Origin of the sequence: Alteriqipengyuania halimionae (assembly GCF_009827575.1) — a bacterium.
Taxonomy (GTDB): Bacteria; Pseudomonadota; Alphaproteobacteria; order Sphingomonadales; family Sphingomonadaceae; genus Alteriqipengyuania_A; species Alteriqipengyuania_A halimionae.
In genome coordinates this window covers 2594584-2617904 of record NZ_WTYR01000001.1, presented here as the reverse complement: position 1 = coordinate 2617904, position 23321 = coordinate 2594584, and the positions used below count along the sequence as shown (strand labels likewise).

The 23321-nt window shown below is 66.9% G+C and carries 28 protein-coding genes; 25 read left to right on the top strand and 3 right to left on the bottom strand.

Annotation, left to right across the window (positions count from 1 at the left end; translation table 11 throughout):
• The first annotated feature begins 151 nt into the window (after positions 1-151).
• The 3 genes from GRI68_RS12650 (at position 152) to GRI68_RS12640 (ending at position 2608) form a co-directional block, all read left to right on the top strand.
• Positions 152-394 carry an acyl carrier protein gene (locus GRI68_RS12650; RefSeq protein WP_160617611.1) on the top strand — a complete coding sequence of 81 codons (243 nt, stop codon included), beginning with the start codon at positions 152-154 and terminating at the stop codon, positions 392-394.
• A 20-nt stretch (positions 395-414) separates the two neighbouring features.
• Positions 415-1665, top strand: coding sequence for a serine palmitoyltransferase (gene spt, locus GRI68_RS12645; RefSeq protein WP_160617610.1), 1251 nt, complete (start codon positions 415-417; stop codon positions 1663-1665).
• A gap of 85 nt (positions 1666-1750) precedes the next feature.
• Positions 1751-2608, top strand: coding sequence for an AraC family transcriptional regulator (locus tag GRI68_RS12640; protein WP_160617609.1), 858 nt, complete (start codon positions 1751-1753; stop codon positions 2606-2608).
• Between the two features lie 24 nt (positions 2609-2632).
• Here GRI68_RS12640 and GRI68_RS12635 read toward each other — a convergent pair whose 3' ends face one another.
• On the bottom strand, positions 2633-3487 hold the full coding sequence (locus GRI68_RS12635) for a sterol desaturase family protein (protein WP_160617608.1): 855 nt from the start codon (positions 3485-3487) through the stop codon (positions 2633-2635).
• A 68-nt stretch (positions 3488-3555) separates the two neighbouring features.
• On the opposite strand from GRI68_RS12635, the gene GRI68_RS12630 reads away from it, so the two are divergent.
• Both GRI68_RS12630 and GRI68_RS12625 read left to right on the top strand, forming a co-directional pair.
• The gene (locus tag GRI68_RS12630) at positions 3556-4242 is read left to right on the top strand and encodes a Crp/Fnr family transcriptional regulator (protein WP_160617607.1); all 687 of its coding nucleotides are present in this window, start codon (positions 3556-3558) and stop codon (positions 4240-4242) included.
• An 83-nt stretch (positions 4243-4325) separates the two neighbouring features.
• Positions 4326-4754, top strand: coding sequence for an OsmC family protein (locus GRI68_RS12625; protein WP_160617606.1), 429 nt, complete (start codon positions 4326-4328; stop codon positions 4752-4754).
• A 36-nt stretch (positions 4755-4790) separates the two neighbouring features.
• Here GRI68_RS12625 and GRI68_RS12620 read toward each other — a convergent pair whose 3' ends face one another.
• Positions 4791-5462: a YqaA family protein gene (locus GRI68_RS12620; RefSeq protein ID WP_234028800.1), complete on the bottom strand. Its 672-nt coding sequence runs from the start codon at positions 5460-5462 to the stop codon at positions 4791-4793.
• 258 nt (positions 5463-5720) lie between these two features.
• Here GRI68_RS12620 and GRI68_RS12615 point away from each other — a divergent pair, with 258 nt between their 5' ends.
• Positions 5721-6437 carry a hypothetical protein gene (locus tag GRI68_RS12615; RefSeq protein WP_160617605.1) on the top strand — a complete coding sequence of 239 codons (717 nt, stop codon included), beginning with the start codon at positions 5721-5723 and terminating at the stop codon, positions 6435-6437.
• On the top strand, positions 6424-7938 hold the full coding sequence (locus GRI68_RS12610; protein ID WP_160617604.1) for a DNA-packaging protein: 1515 nt from the start codon (positions 6424-6426) through the stop codon (positions 7936-7938). The genes GRI68_RS12615 and GRI68_RS12610 overlap by 14 nt, the downstream gene beginning before the upstream one ends.
• A gap of 48 nt (positions 7939-7986) precedes the next feature.
• Here the strand turns inward: GRI68_RS12610 and GRI68_RS12605 are convergent, their stop codons facing one another.
• Entirely contained in the window at positions 7987-8301 is a 315-nt protein-coding gene (locus tag GRI68_RS12605) for a GIY-YIG nuclease family protein (protein ID WP_160617603.1), read from the bottom strand.
• A gap of 125 nt (positions 8302-8426) precedes the next feature.
• Between GRI68_RS12605 and GRI68_RS12600 the strand changes: the two genes are divergently transcribed.
• From GRI68_RS12600 to GRI68_RS12515, 18 genes are all read left to right on the top strand, one after another.
• Entirely contained in the window at positions 8427-9590 is a 1164-nt protein-coding gene (locus GRI68_RS12600; protein WP_160617602.1) for a phage portal protein, read from the top strand.
• Entirely contained in the window at positions 9580-9888 is a 309-nt protein-coding gene (locus tag GRI68_RS12595; protein WP_160617984.1) for a DUF6127 family protein, read from the top strand. The genes GRI68_RS12600 and GRI68_RS12595 overlap by 11 nt, the downstream gene beginning before the upstream one ends.
• Positions 9885-10298, top strand: a complete 414-nt coding sequence (locus tag GRI68_RS12590) for an HK97 family phage prohead protease (protein ID WP_160617601.1) — start codon at positions 9885-9887, stop codon at positions 10296-10298. Before GRI68_RS12595 ends, GRI68_RS12590 begins: the two co-directional genes overlap by 4 nt.
• A 72-nt stretch (positions 10299-10370) precedes the next feature.
• Positions 10371-11531, top strand: coding sequence for a phage major capsid protein (locus GRI68_RS12585; RefSeq protein WP_160617600.1), 1161 nt, complete (start codon positions 10371-10373; stop codon positions 11529-11531).
• 301 nt (positions 11532-11832) lie between these two features.
• Positions 11833-12387 (top strand): head-tail connector protein, encoded by a 555-nt coding sequence (locus tag GRI68_RS12580; RefSeq protein ID WP_160617599.1) that lies wholly within the window; start codon positions 11833-11835, stop codon positions 12385-12387.
• Positions 12384-12530, top strand: coding sequence for a hypothetical protein (locus tag GRI68_RS12575; RefSeq protein ID WP_160617598.1), 147 nt, complete (start codon positions 12384-12386; stop codon positions 12528-12530). Before GRI68_RS12580 ends, GRI68_RS12575 begins: the two co-directional genes overlap by 4 nt.
• Complete coding sequence (gene gp17 / locus GRI68_RS12570) at positions 12530-12922, top strand: tail completion protein gp17 (RefSeq protein WP_160617597.1); 393 nt, start codon at positions 12530-12532, stop codon at positions 12920-12922. The genes GRI68_RS12575 and gp17 overlap by 1 nt, the downstream gene beginning before the upstream one ends.
• 273 nt (positions 12923-13195) lie before the next feature.
• Positions 13196-13603: a phage major tail protein, TP901-1 family gene (locus GRI68_RS12565; protein ID WP_160617596.1), complete on the top strand. Its 408-nt coding sequence runs from the start codon at positions 13196-13198 to the stop codon at positions 13601-13603.
• A complete protein-coding gene (locus tag GRI68_RS12560; RefSeq protein ID WP_160617595.1) occupies positions 13603-13908 on the top strand; it encodes a gene transfer agent family protein in 306 nt (101 codons plus the stop codon). Before GRI68_RS12565 ends, GRI68_RS12560 begins: the two co-directional genes overlap by 1 nt.
• Positions 13908-14213, top strand: coding sequence for a phage tail assembly chaperone (locus tag GRI68_RS12555; RefSeq protein ID WP_160617594.1), 306 nt, complete (start codon positions 13908-13910; stop codon positions 14211-14213). Before GRI68_RS12560 ends, GRI68_RS12555 begins: the two co-directional genes overlap by 1 nt.
• Positions 14206-14784: a tail tape measure protein gene (locus tag GRI68_RS12550; protein WP_160617593.1), complete on the top strand. Its 579-nt coding sequence runs from the start codon at positions 14206-14208 to the stop codon at positions 14782-14784. The genes GRI68_RS12555 and GRI68_RS12550 overlap by 8 nt, the downstream gene beginning before the upstream one ends.
• Positions 14785-15056: 272 nt before the next feature.
• Positions 15057-17384 (top strand): DUF2460 domain-containing protein, encoded by a 2328-nt coding sequence (locus tag GRI68_RS12545; RefSeq protein WP_160617592.1) that lies wholly within the window; start codon positions 15057-15059, stop codon positions 17382-17384.
• On the top strand, positions 17381-18199 hold the full coding sequence (locus GRI68_RS12540) for a DUF2163 domain-containing protein (protein ID WP_160617591.1): 819 nt from the start codon (positions 17381-17383) through the stop codon (positions 18197-18199). The genes GRI68_RS12545 and GRI68_RS12540 overlap by 4 nt, the downstream gene beginning before the upstream one ends.
• Positions 18196-18606 carry a peptidoglycan endopeptidase gene (locus tag GRI68_RS12535; RefSeq protein ID WP_160617590.1) on the top strand — a complete coding sequence of 137 codons (411 nt, stop codon included), beginning with the start codon at positions 18196-18198 and terminating at the stop codon, positions 18604-18606. Before GRI68_RS12540 ends, GRI68_RS12535 begins: the two co-directional genes overlap by 4 nt.
• 30 nt (positions 18607-18636) lie before the next feature.
• A complete protein-coding gene (locus GRI68_RS12530) occupies positions 18637-20811 on the top strand; it encodes a phage tail protein (protein ID WP_160617589.1) in 2175 nt (724 codons plus the stop codon).
• A gap of 59 nt (positions 20812-20870) precedes the next feature.
• On the top strand, positions 20871-21329 hold the full coding sequence (locus tag GRI68_RS12525; RefSeq protein ID WP_160617588.1) for a DUF2793 domain-containing protein: 459 nt from the start codon (positions 20871-20873) through the stop codon (positions 21327-21329).
• Positions 21330-21517: 188 nt separating this feature from the next.
• Positions 21518-22666 (top strand): OmpA family protein, encoded by a 1149-nt coding sequence (locus tag GRI68_RS12520; protein WP_160617587.1) that lies wholly within the window; start codon positions 21518-21520, stop codon positions 22664-22666.
• Positions 22667-22784: 118 nt separating this feature from the next.
• The gene (locus GRI68_RS12515; RefSeq protein ID WP_160617586.1) at positions 22785-23315 is read left to right on the top strand and encodes a superoxide dismutase family protein; all 531 of its coding nucleotides are present in this window, start codon (positions 22785-22787) and stop codon (positions 23313-23315) included.
• Positions 23316-23321: the final 6 nt, after the last annotated feature.

Below are 23321 nucleotides of genomic sequence, written 5' to 3'. Positions count from 1 at the left end.
GGCTAAGGGTGATCGTCGAAGCCGCCGCATAAGCCGTTTTCTGAATGATTGCGCGCTCTGCTCCACTGCGCCCGGCAACCGCCGGTTACTTGACAGCGTGGCGCGAAACCCGTCTTGCGCATCCATTGTCATTTCCCAACGAGGATCCCGCATGGACCGCGCCGACGTCGACCAACGCATTCGCTCGCTGATCGAGCCGTTCAACAAGAAAGGCGTGACGATCACCGACGACACGACCTTCGCCGGAGACCTCGAATTCGACAGCCTCACGGTGATGGATTTCGTCGCCGCGATCGAAGACGAGTTCGACATTATCATCTCGATGAACCAGCAGGCCGAGATCGAGAAATACGGCCAGCTGGTCGACGCGGTGTGCAAGCTCGCGAACGACTGAACGCGACCCGGGAGAGAAGCATGAGCGAAGGTATCAGCCAGCCGGATCAGCCTGCCGCCCGCCCGGGTGAGGGACAGGACCTGTTTTCGAAGTTCGACGATCTGATCGGACAGCGCGAGGCGCTGCTCGAAAGCGGGCTGACCGACCCGTTCAACCTGGTGATGGAAAAGGTGCTCTCGCCCACCCAGGCGGTCTGCAACGGGCGCGAGACGATCCTGCTCGGTACCTACAATTACATGGGCATGACCTTCGATCCCGAAGTCGTTTCCGCCGGGCAGCAGGCCCTGGCCGATTTCGGTTCGGGCACCACCGGCAGCCGCGTGCTCAACGGGACGTATCAGGGCCACCGCGAGTGCGAAGATGCACTGCGCGAATTCTATGCGATGGACCACGCGATGGTCTTCTCCACCGGTTACCAGGCCAATCTGGGCATCATCTCCACGATCGCGGGCAAGGGCGATTACGTCGTGCTGGACATCGATAGCCACGCCTCGATCTGGGACGGCTGCGCGATGGGCAATGCCGAAGTCGTGCCGTTCAAGCACAACGATATCGAGGCAATGGAAAAGCGCCTCAAGCGCATTCCGGAAGGGGCCGGCAAGCTGGTCGTCCTCGAGGGAGTCTATTCGATGCTCGGCGACGTCGCGCCGCTGAAGGAGATGGTGAAAGTCGCGAAGGACGCCGGCGCGATGGTATTGGTCGACGAGGCGCATTCGATGGGCTTCATCGGCAAGCATGGGCGCGGCGTGTGCGAAGCCGCCGGCGTGATCGACGATGTCGATTTCATCATCGGCACCTTCTCCAAGAGCGTCGGCACGGTCGGAGGTTTCTGCGTCTCGAACCATCCCAAGTTCGAGATCATGCGGCTGGTCTGCCGCCCGTACGTCTTCACCGCCAGCCTCCCGCCCAGCGTCGTCGCCACCGCCGCGACCTCGATCCGCAAGCTGATGCATGGCGCGGACAAGCGCGCGCATCTGTGGGAGAATTCCAAGACGCTGCATGCCGGCCTCAAAGAACGCGGCTTCACACTCGGCACCGACGAGCCCGAAAGCGCGATCATCGCGGTGATCATGCCCGATCTCGAACGCGGCGCGGCGATGTGGGAAGCGCTGTTGAAGGAAGGGCTCTACGTCAATCTCGCGCGTCCGCCTGCCACCCCGGCGAACATGACGCTGCTGCGCTGCTCGCTCTGCGCCGAGCATTCGAGCGAACAGGTCGAGACCATCCTCGGCATGTTCGAACGCGCCGGCAAGGCGGTGGGGATCATCTGATACGGGCGTCGGCAATTCCGCAAGAGCGGGAACGCCGCGCGCGAGACATCGCTGCATAGGTCGCACTCCATTCAAGGAGGACACGATGCCGCATGACCTTGTTACAGACCATGCCGACCGGATCGGTCGCGCACTCGCACGGATCGAGACCGGCGATCCCGATAGCCCGCCCGATCTCGCCGAGCTGGCAGAGATCGCGGCGTTCTCACCGTTCCATTTCCACCGGGTGTTCCGCCTGATGACAGGCGAGACGGTGGGCGCCGCGATGCGCCGGATCCGCCTGGCGCGCAGCCTGAACGATCTCACCGACGGTACACGCACCGTTACCGAGGCGATGGCCGGATCGGGCTACGCTTCGAGCCAGGCCTTCGCGCGGGCGATGAAACAGGCGACCGGAGCGAGCGCGACAAGCTATCGCGCCGATCCCGAACTCGCGAAAGCAATGGCGGCAAGGCTGCGAGAGGCGCCCGACCCTATCAGCCCGCTGGGCATCGAAGTGGTTTCGCTCGATCCGTTTCGCGTTGTAGCCCTGCGTCGAGAGGGCCCGTACGAAGCGCTCAACGATGGCTACGATGCCTTGTTCGAGAAAGTCTTCGCCCAGACGCCGATGGACGCGCTGGCAGGCATTTGGGGCGTACCACTCGACGATCCGGCGAGCGTGCGACCCGAGGCACGTGCCTTCGATTGCGCGCTGGATATCGGTGCGCAGGCGGTCGCGGACAACGAACTGGCGGACTTCGAAGTCGGAGGGGGCAATGCGCTGGCGATGGACCACATCGGATCCTACGACAATGTGCCCGCTGCTTTCGATGCGCTTTATTTGAAAGCCCTGCGCGATGGCCATGCGCTCTCCAAAGCGCCGCCGATTATCGCCTATCACGACCAGCCCGAAGACAAGCCCGAGCACGCCTTGCGCGCGACGCTCTATCTTCCGGTGGCATAGGCTCGAAACGAGGGTGCGGCCCGATCAGACGGCGCGCGCGGGCACCTCCTCATCACCCCGCTCGACGATCGCCCCTTCGCGCGGGATGCGACCGAGCAGCGGCCAGGCGAGCTGTTCGCCCAGACTGGTCTCGGGCAGGTTCTCGACTCCGAAGCTCTGCGGGTAGCTGCGGGTGATCTTCGCGGTGCCGAACAGCACGTCCCAGAAGAACAGCAGGTTCCCGTAATTGCCCTTGTAGTGCACCGCCGGGTCGCTCGCATGGCGGCCATGATGGGCGTGATGCGTTGCGGGGGTCGAGATGGTGCGTTCGACCAACCACATCAGCGGGGAAAGCCAGGCGATCCGGTAGAGCGGCTTGTCCCAGGCCACGTCCGAATGCGCGCCGGTGATGACCAGCAGCTTGACCACGATGTACCCGGCATAGACCCAGCCCAGACCGAGATAGATGAGCACGCCCGACAGCCAGATCCCCGGCATCATCATGTAATAGAACAGGTTGTTCCGGTAGACGAGCCGGACACTCATATAGCGCGCATTGTGGTGCGGCCGGTGGAGGTTGTAGAGCCACGGGAAGCTGTGCGCGGCGCGGTGCCACCAGTACTGCATCATGTCGTCGAGCACGAGGAACAGCGCGATCGCAGCGAACACGTTGAGTCCGGCCAGCGCCCCGGCATATTGCGTTGCGACGATGCCCGCCAGCCCAGCCGACAGTAACAGGATCGCGGGCTGCGTGATCCCCAACAGCGCGATAATGCTGACCGCCTCGACGATCCCGTCGTCGCGGGTCTGATCGGGTTTCGAGAACAGGTTCGATCGCCACAATTCGAGCAGCGCGAAGCCGAGATAGATGGCGAGAATGGCGATGGTCGATGCGTTCATGGGCGGGTTCCTCTCTCCGCGGCAATGCTCTTGTCGGTTTCCGGGATAGGCCGTAGCGAGAGTCGAGAATGTCGAGAGTTTTACAATTCGAGGCGACCCAGCGCTCGCTGGCCACGCCGATGCTCTTTGCATCGCTCGATCCTGCGCTGCGGGCGGAACTCGTCGCTGGCTCTCGCCAACGGGTCTTCGCCGACGAACAGATTATCCAGCAGCGCGGGGATCCGGGCGACAGCTTCTGGCTGATCGAAGAGGGTGCGGTGCGGATCGGGCAATTCCTCCCCGATGGCGATTTCCGCGCAGTCGCTCTGCTGGGTGGGGGCGATTCCTATGGCGAGCTTGCGGTCTTCGCCGGCAAGCCGCGGATCGTCGATGCGATTGCGCGCGGCGAAAGCCGTCTGCGCTTGATTACGGCGGGTGCATTTCTCGAGGCACTTGCGCGCTACCCCGCATCGAACCGGGCGCTGCTGGGTGCCCTGTCCGCGCAATTGCAGGATGCGCTTTCGCTTCTGTCCGGCCTGAGACGCGGGACCAATCCGCAAAGGCTGGCAGGGCTGCTTGCGACATTGGCGGGGGATGGCGTGGGCGGGGCCACTGTAACGATCACCCAGCAGGAACTGGCCGATCTCCTCGGCGTCACGCGCGCCACCGCCAACGCGGCGCTGGGCGAGCTTGAGCGCCGCAAACTGGTGGAGCGCGGCTACGGCACGATCGAGGTTCCGGAGCGCGAGCGCCTCGCTGTCTTTGCGCTAGGCTAACCGAATGGCGGGAAACGCAAGGCGGTCTCGTGCGTCCTTCGGGCAATGGCGGATTCTCGCCGACAACCCGAAGGATTGATACGATGACCAAGAACACTGGCAGCGCAAAATACGAAGGCCTGGGCAAAGACGGCAAGGGCCACGTCTCGACCGGTTCGGGCGCGCTCGACGACCAGCCCTATGGCTTCCAGACCCGGTTCGAAGATGCCCCCGGCACCAACCCCGAAGAGCTGGTCGCGGCGGCCCATGCCAGCTGCTTCACCATGGCGCTTTCGTTCAAGCTCGCCGAAGCGGGGCATGAGGATGGCACGGTCGAAACGAGTGCCGAGGTCACGCTGAGCAAGGATGGCGACGGCTTTGCGGTCACCAAATCGGCGCTTTCCACCAAGGGCAAGGTGCCTGGATTGAGCGAAGAGAAATTCGTCGAACTGGCGAAGGACGCCAAGGCCAACTGCCCGATTTCCAAGTTGCTCGATACCGAGATCACGCTCGAGACCAGCTTCGAAGGCTAACCGGTTCTGGCGCGCCGCGGGTTTCGGCCCGCGGCGTCAGATCGTGCGGACCTCGGTCGCGGCGTCGCATTTGTCGGCGATTTCTTCGTCGGTGCTGCGGAACTGGGTGAGGACGACGAACCCGCCCACCACCAGGATCACGAACACCGTGGTGACGGTGCCGAGATACTTGTCGATCACCCGCTTGATCGGCGCGCCGAACAGACGGAACAGGATTCCGATCGTCATGAAGATCAGCGCGCGCGCCGCGAGGCTTGCGAGAACGAAGGTGACGAGGTTCATCGCGACGAAGCCGGCCGTGATCGTCAGCAGCTTGAACGGCACCGGGGTCGCCCCCGCGACCACGATCGCCTGCCAATCATATTCGCGCAGGTAGCAGGCCGCGACCGGGAAGCTGTCGTCCAGCCCCAATGCCCCGATCAACCAGACGCCGACAGAATCGTAGAGCCCCCAACCGATCGCATAGCCCAGCAGCGCCCCGGCCACCGAAGCCAGCGTCGCGACCAGCGCAAAGCGGATCGCCTTCTTCGGTTCGGCGAGACACATCAGCCCCAGCAGCGGGTGCGGCGGGATCGGAAAGAAGCTCGCCTCGAGGAAGCAGAAGAACGCCAGCCACCACACCGCCGCAGGGTGCGCGGCCTTTTCCATCGTCCAGTTGTAGAGGCTGCGGAGCCAGGTCATATCGTCATGCCACCCTTGGTTCGTCATTGCTGGCGTAATGAAGCAATCCACGGATCTGCCCATGGGTTGCCGCGGCGCCTGCGGCTCCTCGCAATAACGAGGCTCGCGCAGCGTTTAGAGCGAGCATGCAACCTTGGCAATCCAATCGCAACGAACCTATCTGGTTTTTCTGGTTGACATCGTCACGCTCTTTGGGTACATAAGACGAACATCGCGATAAACCGATTCGGGCCGCCGGCATCTGCCGCAGCGGCCCTTTTTCGTGTCGCAAAGAGGATCGCCTTCATGACCACCAAGACTCACAATGCCCCGCCCGTCTGGGTGGGGCGGTTTCTCGATGCCCTGCGCGCCGGGCGCTGCGTACGCGAAGCAGCGCGCGATGCCGGCGTAACCAGTTCGACCCCCTATAGCCGTCGCCAGGCCCATGCCGATTTCCGCGCCGAATGGGATGCGATCCAGCCGGTCAACGGCGCAACCCGGCGCAAGAGGAGCAAGCCCGCCCGCCGCGACGCCGCCCGGTTCGAACGCTTTCTCGAGGAACTTGCCGAGACATCCAATGTCGCGCGTGCTGCCGCGGTGGCCGACGTCACGCCGAGCCAGGTCTACCGTCGGCGCCGCGACGATCCCGATTTCGCGCGCGAATGGTACGCCGCGCTCGCCGAGGGATACGACAATCTGGAAATGGAACTACTGCTTCACCTGCGCGGCGGCGAACCATCTGCTTCGCCCGCGGCGGGCAAGGACGGCGAGAAACGCAAATTCGACACCGCCACCGCGCTGCGCTGCCTGATCGCCCATCGCGAGAGCGTGGCGCGCGAAAAGGGCCGCCGCACGCTGGCCGACGAAGTCACCACGATCGCCACGATCAATGCCAAGATCGACATGCTGCGCGCCCGCGCCAAGGAAGGCGAGAAGGCCATCCGCCGCGCACGCCGAGACACGACGCCGCGCAGTCCGGTGAAGAAAGCTCCGGCTCGAAAGACCCAAGATGGCGAGGCGTAAGCACAGGGATTCGCATGGCGGCTCGCGCGGGAGCTGGCTGCGGCGCAACAGCGAGGAAGGCGAAAGCGATCGCGAGGAACTGGCCCGCCTGCTCGCCCCGCACGAACTGGCCGCGCTCGGCTCCTATTACTGGGAGGGCTGGGCGCGCGACGCGCAATTGCCCCCGCGCGAAGCGTGGCGCACCTGGCTGATCGGCGCCGGTCGCGGCTTCGGCAAGACCCGCGCCGGGTCGGAATGGGTCCGCGATGTCGCGCGCCACGATGGCAATGCGCGGATCGCGCTGGTCGGCGCCAACCTTGCGGAGGTGCGCAATGTCATGGTGGAAGGCGATGCCGGGGTGCTCGCCGCTGCACCGGGGGCCCTGCCCCCGATCTACGAACCGAGCCTGCGCAAGCTGACCTGGGAGAACGGCGCGGTCGCCTTCTTATATTCTGCAGGCGAACCGGAAAGCCTGCGCGGCCCGCAGCACAGCCATGCCTGGTGCGATGAAATCGCCAAATGGGATAATTCCAACGAACGCGCCATGTCAGCCTGGAACAATCTGCAATTGACCATGCGGCTGGGCGAGCAACCCCGCGTGCTCGCCACCACCACCCCGCGCGCCAACCCGCTGATGCGGCGCCCGATGGAAGGCGCGAAGGCGGGCAAGGTGGTGGTGGCGCGCGGACGGACGACCGACAACCGCTCGGTCCTGCCCGCCGATTACCTCGCCGCGATGATCGAGCAGTTCCAGGCCAGCGGCTTCGGCCGGCAGGAGCTGGACGGCGAATTGCTCGACACGATCGACGGCGCATTGTGGACCCGGGCGCTGCTGGAGCGGTGCCGCATCGCTCCCCCTCCCACAATAAGCGGAATGGGCGCCATATTCGAGACTCCCCCTCCCGCAAGCGGGAGGAGGCTGGGGGGTGGGCCCGGTGTCGAACCCGAACCCGAGCCGATCTCTCAGGACAATGCCCACCCCCTGCCCCCCTCCCGCTTGCGGGAGGGGGAATGGTATCGCCGCATCGTCGTCGCCGTCGATCCGCCCACCTCGGCGCGGGGCGATGCGTGCGGGATCGTGGTCGCCGGATTGCTGACAGACGGCACCGCGCATGTCCTTGCCGATGCTAGCGTCGAGAAAGCCTCGCCCGAACGCTGGGCCCGCGCGGTGGCCGGAGCGGCAGCCGCGTGGGAGGCCGATCGCGTGGTGGCCGAAGCCAATCAGGGCGGCGCGATGGTCGAAAGCGTGCTGCGCGCGGCGGATATCCACCTGCCGCTCAAGCTGGTCCATGCCAGCCGCGGCAAGGTGGCCCGCGCCGAACCGATCGCCGCGCTCTACGAAGCGGGCCGCGTGCGCCACGCCGGCCTGTTCGCGGCGCTGGAGGACCAGCTCTGCGGGCTGATGGCGGGTGGCGGATATGAAGGGCCAGGCCGCTCGCCCGACCGCGCCGATGCGCTGGTCTGGGCGCTGACCGAACTGATGCTTAAGGGGCGGGGTGAGCCGAGGGTGCGGAGTACGTGAGCGCTGTACCGCCCAATCAGTCACCCTGGACGTGTTCCGGGGTGGTGCTTACTTTTGCGACAGCGGCGGAAAGCCGAACGCCTCGGCCAGATCGCGCCACTCGGGATTCTCCGCTTCGATAACGTTGAACTTCCACTGGCGCGGCCAGCGTTTGATCGTTTTCTCGCGGCGGATTGCGATCTCGATCTCGTCGTGACGTTCGAACCACACCAAACGCTTGATTTCGCGATCCCTAGTGTAGCCGTCGAACAGCTCGTCGCGATGGCGATGCAGCCGCGCCAACAGGTCGGAGGTCACACCGGTGTAGAGCCGCCCGCGATCGTGGCTCGCAAGGATGTACACCGTCGGCTCGAAGGTCCGCATTCATTGTTCTTGGAAGAAGCACTGCCCCGGAACAAGTCCGGGGTGACAGGTAAAGCGCAAGTCGTCGCCCCGGACTTGGTCCGGGGCCGGGGCCAGGGTGACCGCCCCCCTATCAGGAGAATCAAATGTCCTTCCTTTCCAGCGTCACCGCCGCCTTCAAGGGTGGCGGGGCCAGCCGCGTGCCTATTGCGCGCCATTTCACCTCGCCGTGGTTCTTCGCCGATGGCGGGCCAAATGACTCAGGCACGCCGCCGACCTATGAATACACCCGCTCGGTGCGCCGCGCGTGGTGCGACAATCCGGTGGCGCAGCGCGCGGTGCGGCTGGTGTCCGAGAGCGTAGGCGGCGCGCCGCTCTCTCCCGTCGCCGACGAGCTTGCCAGCCTCGTCACCGCGACCAGCGCGGGGCAATCGCTGCTCGAAACGCTGGCTGCGCAGTTGCTGCTCCACGGCGATGCCTATGCGCAGATCCTGAAGGACGCCGATGGCCGCCCGGTCGAGCTGTTCGCGCTGCGGCCCGAGCGGATGACGCCCGTGGCGGGCGAGGATGGCTGGCCGACGGGCTATACCTATCGCGTGGGCGAGAAGACGGTCCACATTGCGTTGGAGGACGAAAGCGGCGCGCCGAATTTGGTCCATATCCGCGGCTTCTCGCCGCTCGACGATCATCACGGCACCGGTTGCCTGTCCGCCGCCGATGCCGCGGTGGCGCTGCACGATGCGGCGACCCGCTGGAACCGCGCGCTGCTCGACAATGCGGCGCGGCCCTCGGGCGCGCTGGTCTGTGATTCGAAGGATGGCGACACGCTGACGGCGGAGCAGTTCGAACGATTGAAGGCCGAACTGGCGGCGGCCTATCAGGGCATGGCCAATGCGGGGCGGCCGATGCTGCTCGAGGGCGGGCTGCGCTGGCAGGGCCTCGCGCTGACGCCCGCCGAGATGGATTTCGCCGAGCTGAAGGCCGGAGCCGCGCGCGACATCGCGCTCGCCTTCGGGGTGCCGCCGATGCTGCTCGGCCTGCCGGGCGACAACACCTATGCCAATTACCGCGAGGCCAATCGCGCCTTGTGGCGGCTCACCCTGCTGCCGCTCGGCGCGAAGATCCTGGGTGCACTGGCCGAGGGGCTCGACCCGTGGTTCCACGGCGAAACGCTCGCCATCGATATCGACCGCGTGCCCGAACTGGCGGAGGACCGCGAGAAATTATGGGCACGGGTGACCGCGGCCGATTTCCTTTCCGATGGCGAGAAACGCCGCCTGCTTGGGCTGGAGACTGATGATGATGCGTAAAGACATGCTCGCGCGCCTGCTGTCGCAGGCCGCGACCGAAGGATCGGACCTCGTGACCCTGCGCGCGGTGGTCGAGGAAGCGAGCGAGCTGGGCGCGAACCGCGTGCTGCTGCGTATGGGTCTCGACGATCCCGACGCGCGCGAGGACTTGTCCGAACTGCGCGAACTGCTGGGCGCCTGGCGCGATGCCAAGAAATCGGCCTGGAAAGCGGTGATCGACTGGACCGTGCGCGCCGCGCTCGCGCTATTGCTGATCGGCCTCGCGGTGCGGATGGGCGCGTGGGAGCTCCTGAAGTGAGCGCCGCCCTCCCCGGCCTTCGCTTCGCCGGATACGCCGCGCTGTTCGATCGTCCCGATGCGGGGCGCGACACGATCAGGCGCGGAGCCTTTGCCGCCTCGCTTGCCGGCCGCCGCGACAAGCTGCCGCTCTACTGGCAGCATCGCCCCGAACAGCGGATCGGCTGGGTCGAGCATGCGAGCGAGGATGCGCGCGGGCTGCGCGTGATCGCGTGCGTCGACAACCCGCAAGGCGGCGCCGGCCTCGCGCTGGCCCGCGGCGCGACCACGGGGCTCAGCTTCGGCTTCCGCACGCGCGAGGCGGAACACTCGCAGGCGGGCCGCACATTGCGCCGGGTCGACATTTTCGAAGTCAGCCTCGTCACCCATCCGATGCAACAGGCTGCGCGGGTCCATCTCGTCCGCCGCTGAGCCCCTCCGACATTCCCCACCGGCCGCCTGCGGAGCGGCCTTTTTTGTGCCCGAGAGAAAGGTAACTGCCCCATGGATTCCCCCACCACGACCACCACGCCCGATACCGCGCTCGAACAGAGCTTCGATCTCGTCGCGCGGACCGAGAAGGCCGAAGGCGCCATCGCCACTTTGCGCAGCGACGTCGACGAGGTGAAGGCCCGCGTCGACAGGATTGGCAAGGCCGCGCAACGCCCCGTGCTCCAGTCCGGCGACAGCGCCGCACCCGAAGTGAAGGGCTTCGTCGACCACTATCTGCGTCGCGGCAGCACCGAACATTTTGGGGCCGAGCTGAAGTCGATCTCGGGTGTCGCGCCGTCCGATGGCGGCTATGCGGTGCCGCGGCAGATCGACGCTGCGATCGCCCACACGCTCACCGCGCTCTCCCCGATCCGCGCCATCGCACAGGTCGTGCAGACCGGCAGCGCGGGCTATCGCAAGCTCGTGACCACCGGCGGCACCGCCAGCGGCTGGGTCTCCGAGACCGCCGGGCGACCCGAGACCGACACCCCCGATTTCGCCGAGATCGCCCCGCCGACGGGTGAGCTCTACGCCAATCCCGCCGCCAGCCAGGCGATGCTCGACGATGCCGGTTTCGACCTCGAAAGCTGGCTCGCCAGCGAGATCGCGAGCGAGTTCGCCCGCGCCGAAGGGGCTGCATTCGTCAACGGATCGGGCGCTGACCAGCCGCGCGGCTTCCTCCAGGCCCCGACCAGCACGGCGGCCGACGACGCCCGCGCTTTCGGCACGCTGCAACACGTGCCGAGCGGCGCGGCGGCGGGCTTCGACGCCGAGCCCGATATCGCGCTGATCGATCTCGTCCATGCGCTCAAAGCGGGCCATCGCCAGGGCGCGAGCTGGGTGATGAACTCGGCCACGCTGGCCGAAGTGCGCAAGTTCAAGACCGCCGACGGCGCCTTCCTGTGGCAGCCCTCGCTCGCCGACGGCCAGCCCGATCGCCTGCTCGGCTACCCGGTGGTCGAGGCCGAGGCCATGCCCGACATCGCGGCCGACAGCACCCCGATCGCGTTCGGCAATTTCCGCAACGGCTACCTCATCGCCGAACGCAGCGCGACGCGGATCCTGCGCGATCCCTTCACCAACAAGCCCTTTGTCCACTTCTACGCCACCAAGCGCGTGGGCGGACAGGTGCTCGACAGCGAAGCGATCAAGCTGCTGCGGATCGGAGAGTAAGCGGAGTAGCGCGGGGTGGAGGGACGGAGTTTTCGTGGTTACGGACCCGCATCCGCGGGTCCATCCTCGGTGCTGTTCCCTCCGCTTCGCTGCGGGGCACCTGCGGGCGCGCAGTCGCGCTTGCCTCCGCCTGGTCGGCGTCGGGCGACCGCCTTGGTCGTTTCCGCCTCGCGCTTCATCTCGATATCCGTCCAGGAGTTGCACGCGATAGCGTGCACGCGGACGACCGTCCGCCGCGGCTTATGCCGCGAAGCCAAGCGGGCCGGATGGCCCGCGCCCGGCGTTTGAGGGACCAAATAAAATGACTCACCGAACCATCATCACCCCCGCGCCGCCGGGGCCGGTTGCGCTGGCCGAAACCAAGGACTGGCTCGGCCTCGCCACGACGGGCGAGGACGCGCTGGTCGAGCGGTTGCTCGCGAGCGCGATCGAGGCGTGCGAGGGCTTTACCGGGCAGATGCCGCTGGTGCAGGCCTGCGAGGAAGTGCTGCCCGTCTCGGGCGGATTTCGCACGCTTGCGACCTGCCCGGTCACCGCCCTGCTGGGGGTCGAGGCCATCGCGGCCGACGGCACGCGCAGCCCTCTGGCGCCTGACGATTACGCCTTCGAACTGGGCACCGATGGCAGCGCGCGTTTCCGCACGATCCGCCCCGGCAGCGCGAGCCGGGTGGCCGTCCGCTTCACCGCCGACATGGCGCTCGACTGGGCCGGGCTGCCCTCGGCGATCCGCCACGGGATCGAGCGGCTTGCGGCGCATGGCTATCGCACCCGCGCGGGCGAGGAGAGCGAGGCGAACCTGCCGCCCACCGCCGTCGCGGCGCTGTGGCGACCCTGGCGGCGGATGCGCGTCGCATGAGCCGCTCGTTGCTTTCCGCCCGGCGGAGCGATCCCGCACTGGTCGCCCGTCTCACGCGCAAGGCTCGCGCCATCGCCCAAGCCCGCCGCGCCAGCCACGGTTCGCCCCGCGCGCTCTGGCCCCTGTTTACCGGAGACACCTGATGCTCGAAGCCGCCTTGCGCGCTGCGCTGCTCGACTGGCTGCGCACCGATCCCATGCTCACCGCCCGCATCGGCACCTTTCGTGAAGAAGCGACCGGGCCGATCACCCGGCCCATGCTCGCCATCGCCGCCAGCGCCAGCCGCGACTGGTCGACCAAGACCGAAAGCGGTCGCGAGGTCCGGATCGCGATCGAACACCGCAGCCGCGGAGACGCGCCCGATGGCGACCTCGAAATCCTCGCCGCGATCGAGGCCCGCGTCCTCGCCCTCCCGCGGGAACACGACACCTTCACACTCGTGACCAGCCAGTTCCTCCGCGCCCGCAACGAGAAGCGCAGCCACAATCTGCGTTCGAGCCTGCTGGAGTTCCGGTTTCTGGTTTTGGCGGGTTGAGTTTTGTGCTGCTCACGCTGGTGCGGTCAGGCATCCGCCTGACCTCGGTGCCGGCCCGACTCCCCCTCCCAACCACCCGATGATTTTCCGATACGGTATCGGGTGGTTGGGAGGGGGAGTCGGGCTGGAGCCGCAAGCCTTCGACGGATGTCGGAGGCGCACCCGACAAAGAATCAAGCAACTGAGAGCTCTTGCAACCTTCGCCCACCCCCGGCCCCTCCCGCCTGCGGGAGGGGAGTGCACCGTTTCGCCCAAGTTACTAGGAGAACGCCCATGACCGCCCAGAAAGGCAGTGCCTTCCTATTGAAGATTTCCGACGGCGCGGTGTCGCCCGATTACCAGACTGTCGCCGGGCTCCGGACCACGCAGATGTCGATCACCGGCGACACCGTAGTGGTGACGAACAAGGCCAGCGGCGGGTGGCGCGAGCTGCTGTCGGGCGCGGGAGTGCGGCAGGTGTCGGTGAGCGCGGCGGGGATCTTCCTCGGCAGCGCAGCCGAAGCGCAGATCCGCGCCAATGCCTTTGCCGGGACGCTCGACGATTATGAATTGTCGTTCGAGGATGGCGAGAAATTGCGCGGCCGCTTCCTGATCCAGCGGCTCGATTACGCGGGCGATTTCAACGGCGAGCGCAATTACACCGTCCAGCTCGAAAGCTCGGGTGCGGTGGAGGCCGCCTGATGGCCAATCCCGAGAGAGGCGAAGCCACGCTGCGGATCGGCGCCCGCGATTGCATCCTGCGCCCGAGCTATGCTGCGCTGCTCGCTGCCGAGGAAGACCTCGGCCCTCTGTTCGGGCTGGTCGAGCGCGCATCGCAAGGGCAGCTCCGGCTGGCCGAGACGAGCGCGCTGTTCTGGCATTGCCTGGTCGAGCGCGAAGAGGTTTCGCGCGAGCGGGTCGGCGAAGCGATCGCGGCGATGGGGCTGGCGAAAGCCTCGCAGCCGCTGCGCGCACTGCTCGCGCAAATCCTCAAGGGCGGCGGGTGATGTGGGACCACCCCCTCCCCCCGTGCGGGGGGAGGTCGGGAGGGGGGCATGTCGCGTCCGATAGTCGGCGTCGAGCCCCCACCCCCAACCCCTCCCTGAAGGGAGGGGAGACTGGCGGCGAAAGCTGGGCCACGGTCACCCGCATCGCCTGGCCCGTCGCCGCGCGGGTGCTCCACTGGAGCCCCGACCAGTTCTGGACCGCCACGCCTGCCGAACTGCTCGGCGCGCTGACGCCTACCGAGTCCCATGGCGCCCCGCTGGGCCGCGACGAATTCGACCAATTAATGGAGCGCGACAATGGATGACGAGGTGGACACGCTGGCGATCGACGTGCGCGCCAACACGCAAGGCTTCGCGCAGGATATCGCGGCGATGAAGCAGTCGATGGACGCGACGCTGGTCGATGGCTTCGCCAAGGCCGGCGAAACGCTCGAGCGCGGTCTTCTGGGCGCAATCCAGCGCGGCTCGATCGGGTTCGAGGATTTGCGGCGGATCGCAATGAAGGTGCTCGACGACATCGCCAGACAGGCGATCGGTGCGCTGGGGCAATCCCTGGGCTTCGGCGGTGCCACCGGCACATCGGGCGGTCTGTTCGATTTCGCGGGCCTGTTGGGGCCATTGATCGGTCTGCCCGGCCGCGCGACCGGCGGCAACGTGTCCCCTGGCCACGGCTATGTGGTGGGCGAGCGCGGGCCGGAGCTGTTCGTGCCGACCAGCGCGGGGCGGGTGGAACCCGGTGTTGCGCCCTCTTCGCCGCGCAACGTCAACGTCGCGATCCGCCTCGACACCCCGCGCGGCGCCGACCGCCCGCAGGCCTTGCAGCGCTCCGGCCGACAGGTCGCCGCGGCGGTGCGCAGGGCGTTTGATTCTCTTTAGTCCCTCAAACGCCGGGCGCGAGCCATCCGGCTCGCTTGTTGCCTTCGCCGCGTAAGCGGCGGCGTGCAGTCGCACGCGCGCACGCTACCGCGTGCAAATTTGGGACGGATATCGATAGCGAGCAAGAGGCGAACACGACCAAGGCGGTCGCCTGAGCACGATCAGTGCGAAGCAAGGGCGACCGCCCGCCCGCAGGTGCCTCGAAGCGCAGCGGAGGGAACCGCACCTAGGATGGCCCGCGGATGCGGGGCCTCAACCATGAAGGATTCCACATGTCTCACTATCTCGCCACGAAGCGCGAGGGGCAGGCGACCGACTGGATCGCCCGCTTCGATCCGCGCTTCTGGACCGTCAACTTCCCGCGCCCGATGCTCGCCTGCATCGTTACCCCCGCGCCCGACACGCTGCGCGTCGAGGCGACGTTTCGCCGCGAGGGCGATCTCGCCGGGATCGTCTGGGCGAGCGAGGATACGATCGACCATCCGCTCCTCGCCTACGATACGGCGCGCGATTACGCCTATTCGACGCTGTCGTTCCGCTGGCGTTCGGGCGGAGTGATCGCGCTCGATGGGCGCAACGGACCGACGCTGACGATCGAGGGACGCGATGCCGCGGGCCAGCCGCGCAGCTGGTTTGTCCGGCTGTGGAACTACGCTTCCGGCTCGCCCGAGGATGCGCAGGTCGCGCTGCCCTTTTCGCAGCTGGCGGGCGGATGGGACGGAGACGATCTGGTCTACCCGCATGACATCGACCGGATGTTCGTCTCGCTCGTACCACCGGACTATCTAGAAGGCAGCGAGACCCCGCTTGCCGCACCGGCCGACGGCTGGGCGGAGATGAGCGGGATCGCGGTCGACGGCGCGCATGCCTGCCTGCGCATCGGCGATGTCCATCTGCCGCCGCACGATACCGGCTGCGCGACCGGCTATGACGATGCGGCGGGCCAGGCCCCGGCGCGGCTGGTGCGGCAGATCGAGGCCTTGGGCTATCGCGGCAAGGTGATCCACTATGTGGGGATGAGCCATTATCCGCGGCTCGCGCATGATGGCTCGCGCTTCCTGGCAGGCGATGTGGCGGAACCGGTCGCGGGCCCTGCGCAAAGCTGGCACCGCGAATATTTCGAAGCGCTTCGCGCCGCCGGGCTGACGCCGATCGTCTCGCTGTCATACGAATTGCTCGACGATTACTGTCCGGTCGCCTGGCGGCAGCGCAGCTATTACGGGTCTCCCGCGCTGACGGGTTGGGATCCGCCATCGACCCTGCTGCGGCCGACCAGCGAGCCCGCGATGGGATGGCTGCAAAGCGTGGCCGCGCGGTTCGTGGCCTTGATCGAAGGAGCGGGCCACCCGGTGCATTTCCAGATCGGAGAACCGTGGTGGTGGGTGATGCCCGACGGCACGCCGTGTTTCTACGATGACTGGATCAAGGCGAATGCGGTGCCATTTGCCCCGCATATCCCCGACATGACGATCCCGCTTTACCCAAACCATCGCGATTTTCTCGACTGGCTCGGCACCTTGCTGGCGGATTCGACCGCCGCGCTGGCGCAGGCCGTGCGGGACGCAGCCGATGGACCGGCGGAGCTCTCGCTTCTGGTGTTCACACCGACCGTGCTCGACCCCGCCATGCCAGAACTGAAACGTTGCAACCTGCCGACCGGCTGGGCGTGGCCCGCTTTCGACCGTTTGCAGCTCGAGGATTACGACTGGCTGACGGCGCGCGCCGATGGCCTGCGCCGCAAGGGCTATGCCGAGGTCGATGCGCGGCTGGGCTATCCGCTCGACCGGCAGGATTACCTTTCCGGCTTCGTGCTGCGCGAAGAGAATGCCGAGGCCCAGTGGCCGCGGATCGATGCCGCGCTGGACCAAGCGGCGGCGCGCGGTGTGCCCAATCGCTTCGTCTGGGCGCTGCCGCAGATTGCCCGCGACGGCTTCGTCCGCCTTCCCCTTTCCGAGGATCCCGACATGCGCGCCTTCGACGACGTTCCCTATCCGCTCAGCCTCGGCCGCGATGCGGCGGTGAGCCCGGAATTCTCGACCAGCATCGCGGTCACGGCATCGGGGCATGAGCGGCGCAATGCCTTGTGGTCCGATGCGCGGCTGCGGTTCGATGTCGGCCCGGGCATCCGGTCCGAAGACGAGCTCGGAGGGTTGCTGGCCTTCTACCGGGCGCGACGCGGCCCGGCCCGCGGTTTCCGCCTGCGCGATCCGAGCGATTTCAGCTCGCGCGGCATGACCGGCGAGCCGTCACCGACCGACCAGCGGCTTGGCACAGGAGATGGCCTCACCACCGATTTCGCGCTCGTCAAACATTACGGCGACCCTGCCGACGAGCCCCAGACCCGGCGCATCACCCGACCCGACCCGACCAGCCTGCGCGTGAGCCTCGACGGGGTCGAGGTGGCAAGCGGCTGGTCGCTGGCGGATGGCGGCCGGATCGTGTTCGAAAGCGCCCCGGAAGACGGCGTGACGCTGGCAGCGGGTTTCCTGTTCGACGTGCCGGTGCGCTTTTCCGAAGACCGGCTCGACTTTTCCGGCGCGGCGTTCAAGGCGGGCGAGGCACCCTCGGTCCCGCTGGTCGAAATCCGCGAGGCGGCATGAGCCGGGTGTGGTTTGCCGGCGCGCTGGAAACCGTCGCGACCTATTGGCAGGTGGCGCGCACAGACGGGGTGACGCTCGGCTTCGTCAGCCACGATCGCGATCTCGCTTTCGATGGAGTTCTCCACCGCAGCGCACCCGGCATGACTCCTTCCGCGATCCGCAAGCAGGCCGGCTTCGCGCCCGATAGCGCCGACGTCGAAGGGGTGCTGGTGCATGATGCGATCCGCTCCATCGATCTCGCGGCCGGACGCTATGACAATGCCCGCATCGCGATCGGGCTGGTCGACTGGGAAAGCCTCGAAACGCAAGCACTCTATTCCGGCACGCTCGGCGAGGTCAGCGAGGATGGCGGACGATTCGCCGCCGAGCTTCGATCGGGCAAGGCCGCGCTCGAGCGCGATCCCGTCCCGCGCACCAGCCCGACCTGCCGGGCCGACTTCTGCAGTGCCGAATGCGGCCTGTCCTCCGCCCGCTTCACCCATCGTGCCGCCATCGCCGCACTAGACCGCGACGCGAACACCGCCACTCTGGACACGGGACCATCGCCCGCCACCCTGGTCGGCGGATGGCTGCGCTGGCGCGACGGCGCATCGGCGGGGCTCGCTAGCGAAATCGTCGCCGCCGATGGCACTGCCCTGATCCTCGCCGATCTGCTTCCGGAAGGCACCGAACCGGGCGCGTTGGTGACGGTGCGCGAGGGATGCGACCGCACGCTCGCCACCTGCCGCACGCGGTTTGCCAACACCCGCAATTTTCGCGGAGAACCTTTCCTGCCGGGCAACGACCTGCTCGCCCGGATGCCGAGGGCCCGATGAGCGAAGCAGGCGGCGACGCGCTGGCCGCAGCGGCGCGAGCCTTGGTCGGCACCCGCTTTCGGCTTGGCGGCCGCGACCCGGCACGCGGGCTCGACTGCTTCGGCGTTCTCGACGCAGCCTTGCGTGCGATCGGCCGCACGTCGTCGCTTCCGTCCGGCTACCGCCAACGCCGGATCGGACTGCCCGATCTCGACCCGTGGTTCGCCGCCAACACGCTCGCGCGCTGCGAGGCGCCCGTGCGCGCCGGCGATGTGATGCTGCTCGATTGCGGCTCCGCCCAACCGCATCTCGCGATCCTCACATCCACCGGCTTCGTCCACGCCCACGCGCGGGTCGGGCGAGTGCTCGAAACCACCGGCCACCCGCCCTGGCCGTCGATCGCCCGCGCCCGGCTCATCGCCGCCTGACCGCCCCACCACGCGCAAGGATTTCGCACCATGGCCACTCTCGTTCTCGGCACTATCGGCACGGTCGTCGGCGGGCCTCTGGGCGGCGCGATCGGATCGCTGCTCGGACGCTCGATCGACGGCGAACTGAGCAAAGGTCCCGACCGCGAAGGTCCGCGCCTGACCGAGCTCACCGTCAGTACATCGAGCTATGGCCGTCCCATCGCGCAGGTTCATGGCACCATGCGGCTGGGCGGCACGATCATGTGGTCGACCGACCTGGTCGAACACAGCGAACGCGAAGGCGGCGGCAAGGGCAAGCCCGGGACCGTCTCCCATTCCTACTCCGCGAGCTTCGCGGTGGCCCTGTCGAGCAGGCCTATCGCGCGGCTCGGGCGGGTCTGGGCCGACGGCAATCTGCTGCGCGGCGCAGCAGGCGATCTCAAGACCGGCGGCACGTTGCGCGTCCATACAGGCACGCCAGACCAGCAGCCCGACCCGGCCATCGTCGCCGACAAGGGCACGCACAGCCCGGCGTTTCGCGGATTGGGATATGTCGTTTTCGAAGACCTCGAACTGGCTGATTTCGGCGACCGTATTCCAGCGCTCTCTTTCGAGATTGTCGGCAACGATGGCAACGTCTCGCTGGTGGAGCTGGCAGGCGGTCTCGCCGATACGCCCGCCGGGTCGAGCGGCACCCTGCCCGGGTTCTCCGGTTATGCGCTCGAAGCCCCGCCGATCGCCGCGCTCGACGCGATCGCGCGTGTCGTGCCGCTCGACTGTCACTCTGCAGGCGGTCGACTGGCACTCGGCGTGTCTGGAAGCGACCAGCCCGTTGAGTTGACCGAACCTGCCATCGCCGAAGGGGAGGACCGCTTCGGCGGCATTACCGGCCGCAGCCGCAAGCGCGCGCGCACCGACGCCGCGCCCCCGTCTGCGATCCGCTATTACGATCCGGCGCGCGACTATCAGCCCGGCCAGCAGCGCCATACCGGCCCGGTTCCCGACGGCCAGCCAACCATGATCGAACTGCCTGCCGCGATGAGCGCCGCCACCGCGCGCAGCCTGATCGGCGCAACCGCGCTGCGCCGTCGCGCGTCGCGCGAGACGGTTCTGTGGCGCGACGCCGCGCTCGATGCGCAGCTGCAACCGGGAATGTCGGTGCGACTGCCGCAGGAGGCCGGGACGTGGCGCATTACGGGATGGGAATGGCGCGCGGAGGGCGTGGAACTCGAGCTGGAGCGCCTTGCGGCGACCCGAGCGGTAGACGTCGCCGCCGATGCAGGCGCCAATCTCCCGCTGCCCGACCTGCTCTTGCCGCCGACCCGTATTCGCGCGTTCGAATTGCCGTGGGACGGCTATGGCGATGCTGCTGCGCCTGCGATCCGCGCGGCGCTATCGGCTCCGAACGAGGCCTGGACCGGTGCAGCCCTGTATGCCGTCGAACCCGATGGGGGCCTGCGGCCGATCGGTCCCGCAGGGCGCACACGTGCCATTACCGGGACGATCGAGGCGGCGCTCGGCGAAGGCTCCCCTTTCCATTTCGACCGCACGAACCAGATCGAGGTGCAATTGCTCGATCCCGCCTTCACGCTGGCCTCGTCCACACCCGAACGTCTCGCTTTCGGAGACAATCGCGCCTTGGTCGGGGAGGAAATCGTCCAGTTCTCCGATGCCGAGGATCTTGGCGGGGGCCGCTATGCACTGACGGGCCTGCTGCGCGGTCGTGGGGGAACCGAGCACCGGATCGCAGGCCATGCTGCAGGCGAAAGCTTCGTTCTGCTCGATGGTCGGTCCGCCGCCGTCGATCCAGCGAAGTTGGCGGGCGCTGGCGATCTCGCTGCGATTGGCCACGCCGACAATGCGCCTGCGACCTCTCCAATCGCCAATAAGGGGATCGCAACCCGCCCGCTCTGTCCGGTTCATCCGCGGGTCGAGATACAAGCCGATGGCGCACTCGCCTGGCGATGGACGCGGCGCGCACGCGGGGCGTGGGCCTGGCGCGATGAAGTCGATGTCGCGCTAGCCGAAGAGGCGGAACGCTATGACATCGGCTTCGGCCGTCCCGACGCCGTGGTCGCCCGATGGCAGACCGATGCGCCCGCCTTCGGGCTTGCTGCCGACACGCTGGCCGCGCTGGTCACCGCACATCCCGACGGGTGCTTTTTCGTGCGCCAGCGCGGCGATCACGGGCTGTCGCTACCCATTTTGCTTCCGCTCGGCTGACACTGGCCGTGGCGCAGGCCGGGCAATTTGTTCCAACTCGATCCGCTGGAGACCTACCAATGTCCGATTCCCTCTCGTTCGACGATACCAGCCCGCGCTGGGCGCTGCCGTTTCTCTTTGCAGGGCAGGCGCAGAAGGAAATCTTCGTCAACGAAGCCCTCTCCCGCCTCGACATGTTGTTGCATCCGCTGGTCGAAGGCCGCCGCAGCAATCCTCCTGCGTCGCCGCAGGAGGGAGAGGCCTGGATCGTCGATAGCGGCGCGAGCGGCACTTGGGCCGGGCACGACGCCGAAATCGCCTGCCGGCAATCTGGCAATTGGGTCTTCGCTGCACCCCAAGTCGGCATGACGGTGCATGACCGGAGCACCGGCGAGCGCTGGATTTACGTCGAAGCCTGGGAAGCTGCTCCGGCAGCCGTGACCGTGTCGGGCGGCTCCACGGTCGACGTCGAAGCGCGCGCTGCGATCGGCGCGATTGTTGCCGCATTGTCACACTATGGCCTAATGTGCCAAAGCTGAGGAACGCATCCCCTTCCGGCCTGTTTCCCCAAAGTCCGCCCGAGCAATCGGCGACAAGATATGACGAATTGGCTTTGAAACCGCGTGGTTTCTGCAACGGTCGGGTCGTTTGTCTGCTTGCGTCGGCAATTTTATGCCGGTAGGTAGGCCGCTGCTCGGTGGCAATAATCGCTAAAGGGGAATTCTAAATGCGTAAATTGGTAATAGGGATGGCGCTGGCTTCCACCGCCCTCGCTACGCCTTCGATGGCGCGTGACGGTCAATGGTATGTCGCCGTTGACGGTGGCGTGACGCTGGTCGAAGATCTCGACATTGTCGGTACCGAACCCGCTGTTGCGGGTGGTCGTACCTACACCGGTAGTCTCGACTCCGACTACGGTTACGACTTCGGTGGTCGCGTTGGTTACGATTTCGGGGCCTTCCGTCTCGAAGCCGAAGCCAGCTACCGCGAAGCTGATCCCGAATCTCTTCGGGTCGGTGGTATCACCTACAACGAAACGAGCCCGATCACGACTGGCGCTCCGCCGGCCGGTGACACCAGCGCCCTGAGCTTCATGCTCAACGGCCTGCTCGACTTCGGCGCTGACGACGGCCTTCAGGCCTATGTCGGTGGTGGTGCAGGCATCTCGCGGACCAAGGTCGCACTCGCGATCTGCTGTGGCGAAGGTTCGTTGGTTGACGATAGCGACTCCGGCTTTGCCTGGCAGGTTCTTGCGGGCGTTCAGGCTCCGCTGACCGACAGCATCGATGTCGGCCTGCGTTATCGCATGTTCACCCAGGACGATGTGCAGCTGGTTGCTAACGGTGCCGACGTCTCGCCGGTCGGCGCTGGCGACGTGCTCGACACCCGTCTGCGTACGCACAGCCTGATGGGCACGCTGACCTTCAACTTCGGTGGCGCTACCCCGCCGCCGCCGCCGCCGCCGCCGCCGCCGCCGCCGCCTCCCCCGCCGCCGCCGCCGCCGCCGCCGCCGCCGCCGGCAGCTGCACCGGTGACGTGCAACACGGGTCCGTACATCGTGTTCTTCGAATGGGATAAGTCGGACCTGACCATGGACGCACAGGGCGTGCTCAACCAGGCGATCAGCCAGTACCGCAATTGCGGCACGGCCTCGGTCATGCTGGCGGGTCACACCGACACTTCGGGTTCCAAGTCCTACAACATGGGTCTTGCCGAACGTCGTAACGACTCGGTCCGTGCCTACCTGACTGCCAATGGCATTCCGGGTGGCCGCATCACGAGCCAAGCCTTCGGTGAATCGCAGCTGCGTGTGCCGACTGCTGACGGTGTGCGTGAGCTTCAGAACCGTCGCGTGGAAATCAAGTACGCGCCGTAAGCGCTACGTGATTTTGCGAAAGATCGAGGGGCCGGAGCAATCCGGCCCCTTTTTCGTTGTCCCTGTGATAGCCGCGTCCGGATCGACGCGCTCACACCGAAAAAGGGACCGAACCTCCATGATAATCGCACGAACAATCGCCGCCGCATCGCTGCTCGCTCTCCTGCCCGGCTGCATGAACATGGGCGACGCACCCACTGCGCGCGCCGGCCAGGGGACGCTGACCTATGCCGACGGAGCGCCTGCCGGCACCGTACAACTGATCGAAAGCGGGAACCGGTTGCGGATCGCGGCCACGGTTACCGGCGCCCCAGAAGGCGTCCACGGTTTCCACCTCCACCAGACCGGCAGCTGCGAACGTCCCGATTTCAAGAGCGCGGGTGGGCACCTGAACCCCGAAGGCAGGGATCACGGCACGCTCGACCCCGACGGTCCGCATCTTGGCGACCTGCCCAACATGGTCGTTGCGGCCGACGGAACCGGCTCCATCGACGCGATGATCTCGGCCGACCGCGAGGAAGCCTTGCGCGCCATCTTCGACACCGACGGTACGGCCGTGGTGCTCCATGCCGGGCCCGACGATTACAAGACCGATCCCAGCGGCGCCGCCGGCGCGCGGATCGCATGCGGTGTGCTTTCCCCGGCCTGAACTCGA

What these genes read in the sequence shown, in the direction of transcription:
- GRI68_RS12650 (WP_160617611.1), top strand. Translation starts at nt 152, where the DNA reads ATGGACCGCGCCGACGTCGACCAACGCATTCGCTCGCTGATCGAGCCG.
- spt (WP_160617610.1), top strand. Translation starts at nt 415, where the DNA reads ATGAGCGAAGGTATCAGCCAGCCGGATCAGCCTGCCGCCCGCCCGGGT.
- GRI68_RS12640 (WP_160617609.1), top strand. Translation starts at nt 1,751, where the DNA reads ATGCCGCATGACCTTGTTACAGACCATGCCGACCGGATCGGTCGCGCA.
- GRI68_RS12635 (WP_160617608.1), bottom strand. Translation starts at nt 3,487, where the DNA reads ATGAACGCATCGACCATCGCCATTCTCGCCATCTATCTCGGCTTCGCG.
- GRI68_RS12630 (WP_160617607.1), top strand. Translation starts at nt 3,556, where the DNA reads ATGTCGAGAGTTTTACAATTCGAGGCGACCCAGCGCTCGCTGGCCACG.
- GRI68_RS12625 (WP_160617606.1), top strand. Translation starts at nt 4,326, where the DNA reads ATGACCAAGAACACTGGCAGCGCAAAATACGAAGGCCTGGGCAAAGAC.
- GRI68_RS12620 (WP_234028800.1), bottom strand. Translation starts at nt 5,462, where the DNA reads ATGACGAACCAAGGGTGGCATGACGATATGACCTGGCTCCGCAGCCTC.
- GRI68_RS12615 (WP_160617605.1), top strand. Translation starts at nt 5,721, where the DNA reads ATGACCACCAAGACTCACAATGCCCCGCCCGTCTGGGTGGGGCGGTTT.
- GRI68_RS12610 (WP_160617604.1), top strand. Translation starts at nt 6,424, where the DNA reads ATGGCGAGGCGTAAGCACAGGGATTCGCATGGCGGCTCGCGCGGGAGC.
- GRI68_RS12605 (WP_160617603.1), bottom strand. Translation starts at nt 8,301, where the DNA reads ATGCGGACCTTCGAGCCGACGGTGTACATCCTTGCGAGCCACGATCGC.
- GRI68_RS12600 (WP_160617602.1), top strand. Translation starts at nt 8,427, where the DNA reads ATGTCCTTCCTTTCCAGCGTCACCGCCGCCTTCAAGGGTGGCGGGGCC.
- GRI68_RS12595 (WP_160617984.1), top strand. Translation starts at nt 9,580, where the DNA reads ATGATGCGTAAAGACATGCTCGCGCGCCTGCTGTCGCAGGCCGCGACC.
- GRI68_RS12585 (WP_160617600.1), top strand. Translation starts at nt 10,371, where the DNA reads ATGGATTCCCCCACCACGACCACCACGCCCGATACCGCGCTCGAACAG.
- GRI68_RS12580 (WP_160617599.1), top strand. Translation starts at nt 11,833, where the DNA reads ATGACTCACCGAACCATCATCACCCCCGCGCCGCCGGGGCCGGTTGCG.
- GRI68_RS12575 (WP_160617598.1), top strand. Translation starts at nt 12,384, where the DNA reads ATGAGCCGCTCGTTGCTTTCCGCCCGGCGGAGCGATCCCGCACTGGTC.
- gp17 (WP_160617597.1), top strand. Translation starts at nt 12,530, where the DNA reads ATGCTCGAAGCCGCCTTGCGCGCTGCGCTGCTCGACTGGCTGCGCACC.
- GRI68_RS12565 (WP_160617596.1), top strand. Translation starts at nt 13,196, where the DNA reads ATGACCGCCCAGAAAGGCAGTGCCTTCCTATTGAAGATTTCCGACGGC.
- GRI68_RS12560 (WP_160617595.1), top strand. Translation starts at nt 13,603, where the DNA reads ATGGCCAATCCCGAGAGAGGCGAAGCCACGCTGCGGATCGGCGCCCGC.
- GRI68_RS12555 (WP_160617594.1), top strand. Translation starts at nt 13,908, where the DNA reads ATGTGGGACCACCCCCTCCCCCCGTGCGGGGGGAGGTCGGGAGGGGGG.
- GRI68_RS12550 (WP_160617593.1), top strand. Translation starts at nt 14,206, where the DNA reads ATGGATGACGAGGTGGACACGCTGGCGATCGACGTGCGCGCCAACACG.
- GRI68_RS12545 (WP_160617592.1), top strand. Translation starts at nt 15,057, where the DNA reads ATGTCTCACTATCTCGCCACGAAGCGCGAGGGGCAGGCGACCGACTGG.
- GRI68_RS12540 (WP_160617591.1), top strand. Translation starts at nt 17,381, where the DNA reads ATGAGCCGGGTGTGGTTTGCCGGCGCGCTGGAAACCGTCGCGACCTAT.
- GRI68_RS12535 (WP_160617590.1), top strand. Translation starts at nt 18,196, where the DNA reads ATGAGCGAAGCAGGCGGCGACGCGCTGGCCGCAGCGGCGCGAGCCTTG.
- GRI68_RS12530 (WP_160617589.1), top strand. Translation starts at nt 18,637, where the DNA reads ATGGCCACTCTCGTTCTCGGCACTATCGGCACGGTCGTCGGCGGGCCT.
- GRI68_RS12525 (WP_160617588.1), top strand. Translation starts at nt 20,871, where the DNA reads ATGTCCGATTCCCTCTCGTTCGACGATACCAGCCCGCGCTGGGCGCTG.
- GRI68_RS12520 (WP_160617587.1), top strand. Translation starts at nt 21,518, where the DNA reads ATGCGTAAATTGGTAATAGGGATGGCGCTGGCTTCCACCGCCCTCGCT.
- GRI68_RS12515 (WP_160617586.1), top strand. Translation starts at nt 22,785, where the DNA reads ATGATAATCGCACGAACAATCGCCGCCGCATCGCTGCTCGCTCTCCTG.